Below are 8,717 nucleotides of genomic sequence, written 5' to 3'. Positions count from 1 at the left end.
GCCCTTCAGCGCCAATGGTACTTGAACCGCAGGGTTCTGGGAGAGTAGGACGTTGCCAAGCACGATGAAGCAGTTGATCTTAGTGATCAGCTGTTTTTTTGTATTTGGGTTTGTATTTGCCTTCGATCTAAGAAAGAACAAAGCAAAATAGTCTCGATCCGTAGTAATAACGGACCGAGACTATTTTGCGTATAGTATTTTCAGTTTTACTGAATGGAACGTCCACCGATCCAGACCCGTTCTAACTCGAACTCTGAATTAACGAGCAGTACATCAGCCTGCAAGCCAGGCTGTAAGCTGCCGGTAATCTGATCTATGCCAAGCTGTCTAGCCTGATTACCACTGGCCATTAGACTCGCATGCTCGACGCTGACACCAACCTGATGAACAACAAAGCGGAATGCATCGATCATCGTTAAGGTACTGCCAGCGAGACTATTGCCTTCTTTCAATCGAGCTACACCGTCACGAACAATAACAGCAAGTCCACCAAGTTCATATTCTCCGTTGCCCAGACCGGCTGCTGACATCGCATCAGTGATCAATAGTACGCCGTCTGGTCCTTTGGCTTGCACGAGCAGACGAATAGCTGTGGGGTGGACATGATGTCCATCTGCAATGACTTCCCCAAGAATAGCCGGATTCGACATAATAGCGCCGACAGCGCCTGGTTCCCGATGGTGCAGCCCACGCATAGCGTTATAGGTATGGACGGCTTGACTTAACCCGTGCTCAATAGCTGAATTGACTTGCTCGTAGTTGGCATCGGTATGACCGAGTGCAGCAATAATGCCATGCTCAACCAAGGCTTCAATGTATTCAAGAGCACCTGCTGTTTCAGGAGCCAAAGTCTGCATACGGATAAGCCCAGGAAAACGCTGAGTCCAATCCGAGAGCCAATCCGGTTGGGGCGGTACGATAAAGGCAGGGTTTTGTGCACCACACCAGTTGGCATTAATAAAGGGACCTTCCAAGTGAACGCCAAGCAGTTGAGCATAAGGCATTGTCTGATTACGGTATGAACCTATCCGCTGCAATACATGGTCAAGCTCCTCTTTGGCAGCAGTTACAGTCGTAGCCAGCATGGTGGTGGTACCATTCATGCCGTGGAAGCGTGTAATCGCATCGATGCCTTCAGCATCGGCATCCATGAAGTCATGGCCATAGCCGCCGTGCACATGCATATCTATAAAACCGGGCAGCACCCAGCTCCCGTGTGCATCTATTTTTTCTGTATCTGCTCCAAGCTTACTTGAGTAGATATCATATTCCTGTTCAGTTCCGATTGTATGAATAAGGCCGTTAACGAGATGAATCCAACCTTTTTGCAAAGTGATTTGAGGGGTTATGATTGCAGCATTATAAATAAAAACATCGGGTTGGGATAGGGTCATTACAATAACCTCCCTGCTTCGGAATCCAGAAGTACGACGAGATGTGGATGTGTTTGCAGCAGGGATGCCGGACAATCGGTAGTGATGGGACCTTTCAGAGCGCGTTGAACGATCTCGGCTTTGTCGCCACCTTTGACGATGAGCAGGATCATTTTGGCTTTCAAAATCGTACCTACACCCATAGTTAATGCATGTGTCGGTACCTCGTCGATAGAATCAAAATAACGGGCATTTGCCTTGCGCGTTTCCTCGCGAAGCTCCACAATATGTGTGCACCCGGTCAAGGCATGGTCAGGCTCGTTGAAGCCGATATGTCCGTTGTGTCCCAGACCCAGCAACTGGAGATCAATTTGGCCCGCTTGCTCAAGCAGCTTATCATAGCTTTGGCATTCCGCTTCAAGATCGGCTGCATTGCCATCAGGAATGTGGGTTTGGCTGCGCTGCAGCTGAATCAAATCGAACAAATGAGTATTCATATAATTGTGGTAGCTCTCCTGGTGATTCTCAGGCAGCCCGACATATTCATCGAGATTAAAGGTTGTCGTATCCTTAAAACTGACTATTCCTTGTTGATAGCTTTTAACGATTTCCTGATAAATGCCTATTGGCGTACCACCGGTAGCAAGCCCCAATACAGCTCTTGGATTGGTTTGTACCATGCCGATGATAATGCCTGCACCGGATTCATGTAATTTTTGATGAGAATCGAAGGTTAATATATGCATAGTAGTGGTGCTCCTTTGTTAACGGTATTTGCGGACCATTTGGTATGAAGTTTCGAGCCGTGGGACGAACTGGTCAAATTGTTGACTCAACAAGCCTACAAATAAAATATCAACGACGTGCAGCTGAGCAATTCGGGACGCCATGTCACCACGGCGCATGCCTTCCTCAAGTGTGGATGTGAACAGGCAAATATCTGCAAGTGAGGTAAGCGCATGGGTGCCGAATTTGGTAAGTGAAATCGTGGTAGCTCCGTGCTCAGAAGCACATTTTAACGCGGCGATGGTTTCTGTAGTTTCCCCGGAATAGGAGATGCCAATGGCGACATCGCCTTTGGTCAGGTTGGATGCAGATGTCACCTGCATATGCGGATCGGAAAAGGCGACACTGCGCTTGCCAATCCGTATCAGCTTTTGATAAAAATCTTGTGCTACCAGCCCTGATGTAGCTACACCATAGAGATCAATTTGCCTAGCAGCGGCAATTGCATCGATCGCTCTCTGAAGCTGCTTCATATCGAGCAGGCGAGTTGTATCTGTGATGGACCGCACATGATTTGCCTCCATCGCCGCGACGATATTGCTGAGCGAGTTGTCGGCGATGATGTCCTGATACGATTGGGCGGCTGCTGGTGGTTGGGCGAGCTCGGCTGCCAGCTTGATTTTAAATTCGGTGAAACCGGCAAAGTGAAAAATCTTGCAAAAACGCGATATGGTAGCTGTACTGCTGCCCGAGTCTTGGGCCAACTGCGTAATTCCGATCTGAGTCATACTGGCTGAATGGTCAATAATATATGCGGCGAGTTCTTTTTCTTTGCGGCTCATGGAGCCCATTTGTTCTTGAATAGCGCTTAAAATTCCCGGCATAGTGACCCTTTCTTTTTGAAAATAATTTACTTAATATTTATTTATTAAAGAAAATAATTTACATATTTACTATACCGAATTAAGATCATATTTTCAAGTGAAAAGTTGGAAGGGACGCTGTCTGACTAGGTATCGTATGCAAATTGATGGTATGCTATATTAGTGTTCTCAGTTCCATAGAAAATCGTGCATAACCAGCTTATTATAGTAGGGAATCAAGTATTAGAAAGGAATGAATGTTCGTGGCCACCCTATTGATCGTCGATGACGATATTCATATTCGTGAGTTAATTAAGGTATATTTACGGCAGGAAGGTTTTGATGTTGTAGAGGCAGGCCATGGTAAGGAAGCTTTGCAGGAGATGGAGAGGACCCGAATTGATCTCGTTATTCTGGATATTATGATGCCGGAGATGGATGGATGGGATTTGTGTGTCGAGCTGCGCGCAGCATATCCGAATCTGCCGCTGCTCATGATAACGGCCAAGGGCGAGACCGGTCACAAGGTAAAAGGATTTCAACTGGGTACCGATGATTACTTGGTAAAACCGTTCGATCCGGAGGAGCTGGTTGTACGAGTTAAGGCCTTGATGAAAAGATACCGGATCGTAGCTTCGCAAAAGGTGCAGTTCGGAGATATTGAATTAAATCGGCAAAGCTACGAAATCATTATCAATGGGGTAAGAACCACACTGCCGCTAAAGGAATTCGAGCTGCTGTTCAAGCTGTTTAGTCATCCTAATCAAATTTTTACGCGTAATCAGCTCATCGAACAAATCTGGGGGATGGATTACGAAGGGGATGACCGGACTGTCGATGTCCACATCAAGAGAATCAGGGAGCGTTTCCCAGAAGCTGGTGACAATTTCAGTATCGTGACGATTCGCGGGTTGGGCTACAAGCTTGAGGTAAGGTCATGATTAAAACGTTGTATGTACGTGTGGTGCTTACTTTTTTGGCGGCTGTTCTGTTCGGGTTGGTATCGGCGTTTTTTTTGTCATCTTTAATTTATACGAACCTGGTTAGGGAAGAGATCCAGGATACGATGATGAGAAATGGTAAGGACGTGGTACATACGTTGAACTTGCTGCAAAAAGATAAAACCGATGAATATTTGACTAGTGTCAGTCGAATAATTGATTTTTATATTACTCTATATGACGATGACAAACATAAAAGCGTGTATGGGGAAACCGAGCCCAAAGAAAAGGTGGATATTGCTGAGCAGGTGGTCGATCTGGTGCGAGGCGGAGAGATGTACCGAAGCGAGACCGGTTTTCCCGATCAGATCTTAGTGGGCATTCCATTCCAGATGGATTCGATGCGTTATGCGATATTTTTTCAATATTCAAGGCACAACAAGGAAGGTGCGCTGCAGAAGGTGGTTGGTACTTCGTTACTAATTACGCTGATGATGGGAAGCTTGTTCATTTTCGTGGCTGCACGTTATGTGGTTAAACCGTTGAGGGTGATGACTGAGGCGACCAAACGGATATCCAAGGGTGATTTTAATATGGATTGGAAGCTGAGAAAGCGTAAGGATGAGCTGGGAATGCTTGCACAAAGCTTTAGTGAAATGGCTCTGGAGCTCAAACAGCTGGAACAGATGCGGCAGGATTTTGTATCCAATGTGTCGCATGAGATTCAGACGCCGTTAACGTCGATTTCCGGGTTTTCAAAGGCACTTCGCAGCAATAAAATGCCGGAAGAGGAGCGGTTGTACTATCTGGAGATCATCCAATCGGAGAGTGAGCGCTTGTCGCGTATGAGCGAAAATTTGTTAAAGCTGGCTTCGTTGGAATCCATGCATCATCCTTATCAGCCGCATACCTACGACTTGGATGAACAAATTCGTCATGTGATTGTTGCTTGCGAGCCACAATGGTCTGCGAAAGGAATCGAATTTGAGTTGAATATGCCCAGTATCAAAATATGTGCCGATGAGGATTTACTCAATCAGGTGTGGACGAATTTAATTACGAATAGCATTAAATTCTCGCATCAAGGCGGATGGATCCATATCCAGGTAAAGCAAACCACAAATGAGATCACAGTCAATATCTCTGATCAAGGGATCGGGGTTTCCGAGGAAGATCAGGTGCGAATTTTTGAGCGCTTCTACAAAGCGGACAAGTCACGGACAGGCGAGCATAGCGGCAGTGGTCTTGGTCTGGCAATTGTTAATAAAATAGTGCTGCTGCATGGAGGGAAAATCAGTATTCAGAGTGCGCCAGGTAATGGCTCATCATTTTCAGTTACTTTGCCAAGTATGCCAATCGCGAGTATCGGGCATTAAATCGATAGCGGTAAATGTAATTAATTAAAATATTTAGGATATGAATACTTTGCAATATCAAAGATTAATGCCATGGAGCAAGCTCTCCATGGTTTTTTTGCATTTGGTAGAGAAAGAAAGCGCTACCGTTCATATTGAGTTCATATTGGTTATGTATGCTTGGCTGCAGATAACAACGAAATTAGTCGTTTTGCTAGTTAACTTAGCTTGCGCTAATTGATGTCAGTCATACATTTCGTTAGAAAAATCACTGTTAATGCGAACGAAATCAGTTTTACTACAGAAAAAGCTCAGCTTACATTCATGCTGATGCAAGACTCACAGGAGGGAAACCCATGAACAAGCTTACAAGCTTCTCAATGAAAAATGTGGCGGCGATTTTGATTATAGTCGCTATTCTGTTAGGTGGAGGGCTGTATTCGGCTTATACGATTAAAGTTGAAAATATGCCGAACATCTCTTTTCCGGTAGTATTGGTTTCCACGACCTATCCGGCATCCCCTACAGACGTGATGAAGGAGGTCACGAAGCCGATTGAGGATAAGATTTCCAATGTTGAAGGCCTGGACACATTAACATCCACCTCCAGCGATAATATTTCAACGGTCATCGTTCAATTCGAGCAAGGAGTAGATATCGATAAGAAAAAGCAGGAGATTGAGAGTCTCGTTCAGGAAGTGAGACTGCCTGCAACGGCGGAAAGACCTAAGGCTTCCACCTTCGGTTTTGCTTCGATTCCGGCCTACTACTTGGCCATTTATGCCGACAACGGGATGAGCCAGACCGAGCTTGATAAAATTTATGAGGATCAAATCAAGCCGGGCTTGGAGTCTATACCTGGTATGGATCATATCGATTCGATTGGTGCGCGAGAAACCTCACTTGATATTGAGCTGGACGCCGATGCGCTTACCAGTTTCGGATTAACTCCCGTTCAGGTGAGCACGACTTTGAAAAACACATTGGCTAACGGTGCCATCGGAACCGTGGATTTTAACGGTAATACGAAGGTAGCTCGTGTAACAGGTAACATCGATAGTCTGTATAACCTGGAAAATATGGAGATCGCCGCAGGCAATGGCAGCACATTGATGCTGAAGCAGGTAGCGAAGGTTCAGGCTGTGACCGATTCAGAATTTATTGCACGTCTGGATAATAAGCCTGCACTTGGGATTCATTTATTTAAAACAAGCAATGCGAACGCAGTCGATTTTTCGGATGCGACCGACCTGTTGATCAAGAAATGGGAAACGTCTATTCCTGATATAACTTTTAAGTCGGTATATAACAGTGCCGATGAAGTTAAGGAATCGATTAGCGGCATGTTAAAGGAAGGTATAACAGGAGCTTTATTGGCCTCCTTGATGATTTTGATCTTTTTGCGAAATGTAAGAATGACGCTGATTGTTCTTGTGTCGATTCCTTTATCGATTATGATCACATTGCTCGTTATTTCGCAATTCGGGATCACCTTGAACACGATGACGCTCGGAGGCATATTTATTGCGGTAGGCCGGGTCGTCGATGATAGCATTGTCGTTATCGAGAATATATATGCATCGCTGCAGAAGGCACAGGAGCGTAACGAATCGGTCATCAAGCTCGCAACGAAGCAGGTAGCGATGGCGATTACTTCATCAACGCTTGCAACAGTTGGCGTATTTGCTCCAATCGGGATGGTAAGTGGTATCGTGGGTGAGCTATTCCGACCTTTTGCAATCACGGTTGCTACTGCAATGCTGGCTTCTTTGCTGGTAGCCTTGACAGTAATCCCGATGATGGCCAAGCTGCTCGTGCTTAATAATAACAAGATTGTCCATCACGACGAAAACAAAAAAGGCAGATTCATGACACTGTACGAAAAGATCTTGAAAGCATGCTTGTCCCATCGCTTTAAAACATTAATTATTTCAGGATTGTTGTTTGTCGTATCGATAGCTGCGATTGTTCCGAATTTGGCTGTCAGCTTCATACCAAGCAGCGGTTCCGAACGCCAGATGTATTTTCAGGTCAAGCTGCCTAATGAAACCTCGATCAATGGAACCGATCAGATTTCTAAGGAATTGGAAGCAATGATGCAGGAAGCCAAGGATAGCAAGGGTCAGCCGCTGTTTACGTTTGTTGAAGCACTTGTAGGCTACGGTGGTGGTAAGGATCAGGTAGCCAATATGGCCGAGATTTATACGGAGGTTAATGCCCAGGCCGATCCCGATGAAGTGAAAAAGGATTTCAAGGAACGTATTCTGTATGAGCTGCCGAAAGGATCAGAAGTAACGCCCAAATCGCTGGCTGGTGGTGGCGGTGGTGTCTCATCAACTGATTTCTCGTACTCCTTAAAAGGTGATAATCAACTTTTATTACAAGAAGCAGCCGTCACAATCAAGCAAAAACTGGAGGAGTATCCGGAGCTGAGCGAGGTTGAAGATTCACTCAGTGATTCCAAGACTCAGGTGCAAATTACAGTTGACCAAAGTAAAGCTAGAACCTTTGGACTCAGCACCTCACAGGTTCGTGATACCGCAAGAAGCTGGATTATGAAGGACCAGCTTGGAGATATCCAGTTCGACAATGTAACTTATACAACAACTGTACAGCTATCCAAAGCAGATAAAAATTCAATCGAAAAGCTGGGAAAAATCCCGCTCAAAACAGCTCAAAACTCAACGATTTATTTAAATGAGGTTGCGAAGCTGACGGAGGTTGAAGCTCCGTTGTCCCTTCAACGTGAGAGTAAGGAGCAAGTACTGAAGATCACAGCCAAGATTGATTCGGTCAATAAATCGGCGGTCAGTACGAAGATATCTAGTGAGCTTGGCAAGGTGGCACTGCCTGATGGCATATCCCGCGAAGTTAAGGGAGTAAGCGCCGATATCAATAAGAGCTTCTCACAATTGTTTGTAGCTATGGCAGTAGCTATCGCTGTCGTATATCTCGTAATGGTATTAGCCTTTGGTAATGCGGGTGCTCCATTCGCGATTCTGTTCTCCCTACCGTTGGCGGCAATTGGCGGGTTGTTGGGATTGTTAATCACCCGGCAGTCGCTCGATGTGACCTCAATGATCGGTTTTATGATGTTAATCGGTATTGTCGTTACCAATGCCATAGTGCTTATCGACCGCGCCCAGCAGCTGCGTGAGGAGGGATACACTGTACGCCATGCGCTTGTAGAGGCAGGGATGGTTCGGTTCAGACCGATTATTATGACAGCAGGGGCTACGATTATGGCGATGATGCCTTTGGCACTTGGATTGACAAAAGGCACATTGATTTCAAAAGGTTTGGCCGTTGTTGTAATTGGGGGGCTGACGACATCCACGATTCTAACGCTGGTTGTTGTGCCAGTCGTTTATGAGTTAATTGAATCGAGCAAAAAGCGTATGGGTCAATGGAGGCAGCGCAAGCCAAAATCAAAAGCTAATACAACTATAGAGATGTAAG

6 protein-coding genes are annotated in these 8,717 nt (G+C 45.6%); 3 read left to right on the top strand and 3 right to left on the bottom strand.

The features are described from left to right. Positions 1 to 206: 206 nt before the first annotated feature. Genes nagA through OB236_RS32855 form a run of 3 tightly spaced genes read right to left on the bottom strand, consistent with a single transcriptional unit; the run spans position 207 to position 2,983 of the window. Positions 207 to 1,394, bottom strand: coding sequence for an N-acetylglucosamine-6-phosphate deacetylase (gene nagA, locus OB236_RS32865; protein ID WP_262687800.1), 1,188 nt, complete (start codon positions 1,392 to 1,394; stop codon positions 207 to 209). Further along, positions 1,394 to 2,119 carry a glucosamine-6-phosphate deaminase gene (gene nagB / locus OB236_RS32860; RefSeq protein ID WP_262687799.1) on the bottom strand — a complete coding sequence of 242 codons (726 nt, stop codon included), beginning with the start codon at positions 2,117 to 2,119 and terminating at the stop codon, positions 1,394 to 1,396. Before nagB ends, nagA begins: the two co-directional genes overlap by 1 nt. Positions 2,120 to 2,137: 18 nt before the next feature. Then, positions 2,138 to 2,983, bottom strand: coding sequence for a MurR/RpiR family transcriptional regulator (locus OB236_RS32855; protein ID WP_262687798.1), 846 nt, complete (start codon positions 2,981 to 2,983; stop codon positions 2,138 to 2,140). A 242-nt stretch (positions 2,984 to 3,225) separates the two neighbouring features. Here OB236_RS32855 and OB236_RS32850 point away from each other — a divergent pair, with 242 nt between their 5' ends. The 3 genes from OB236_RS32850 (at position 3,226) to OB236_RS32840 (ending at position 8,716) form a co-directional block, all read left to right on the top strand. Continuing rightward, on the top strand, positions 3,226 to 3,903 hold the full coding sequence (locus OB236_RS32850) for a response regulator transcription factor (RefSeq protein WP_262687797.1): 678 nt from the start codon (positions 3,226 to 3,228) through the stop codon (positions 3,901 to 3,903). After that, positions 3,900 to 5,279, top strand: a complete 1,380-nt coding sequence (locus OB236_RS32845; RefSeq protein ID WP_262687796.1) for a HAMP domain-containing sensor histidine kinase — start codon at positions 3,900 to 3,902, stop codon at positions 5,277 to 5,279. The genes OB236_RS32850 and OB236_RS32845 overlap by 4 nt, the downstream gene beginning before the upstream one ends. A 335-nt stretch (positions 5,280 to 5,614) precedes the next feature. Next, entirely contained in the window at positions 5,615 to 8,716 is a 3,102-nt protein-coding gene (locus OB236_RS32840; protein ID WP_262687795.1) for an efflux RND transporter permease subunit, read from the top strand. The last annotated feature ends 1 nt before the right edge of the window (position 8,717 follow it).

The sequence above is a fragment of the Paenibacillus baimaensis genome, assembly GCF_025567575.1.
The sequence above is the reverse complement of the archived record's forward strand: the minus strand, read 5'-3'. Positions and strand labels throughout refer to the sequence as shown.

What these genes read in the sequence shown, in the direction of transcription:
- OB236_RS32845 (WP_262687796.1), top strand. Translation starts at nt 3,900, where the DNA reads ATGATTAAAACGTTGTATGTACGTGTGGTGCTTACTTTTTTGGCGGCT.
- OB236_RS32855 (WP_262687798.1), bottom strand. Translation starts at nt 2,983, where the DNA reads ATGCCGGGAATTTTAAGCGCTATTCAAGAACAAATGGGCTCCATGAGC.
- nagA (WP_262687800.1), bottom strand. Translation starts at nt 1,394, where the DNA reads ATGACCCTATCCCAACCCGATGTTTTTATTTATAATGCTGCAATCATA.
- nagB (WP_262687799.1), bottom strand. Translation starts at nt 2,119, where the DNA reads ATGCATATATTAACCTTCGATTCTCATCAAAAATTACATGAATCCGGT.
- OB236_RS32840 (WP_262687795.1), top strand. Translation starts at nt 5,615, where the DNA reads ATGAACAAGCTTACAAGCTTCTCAATGAAAAATGTGGCGGCGATTTTG.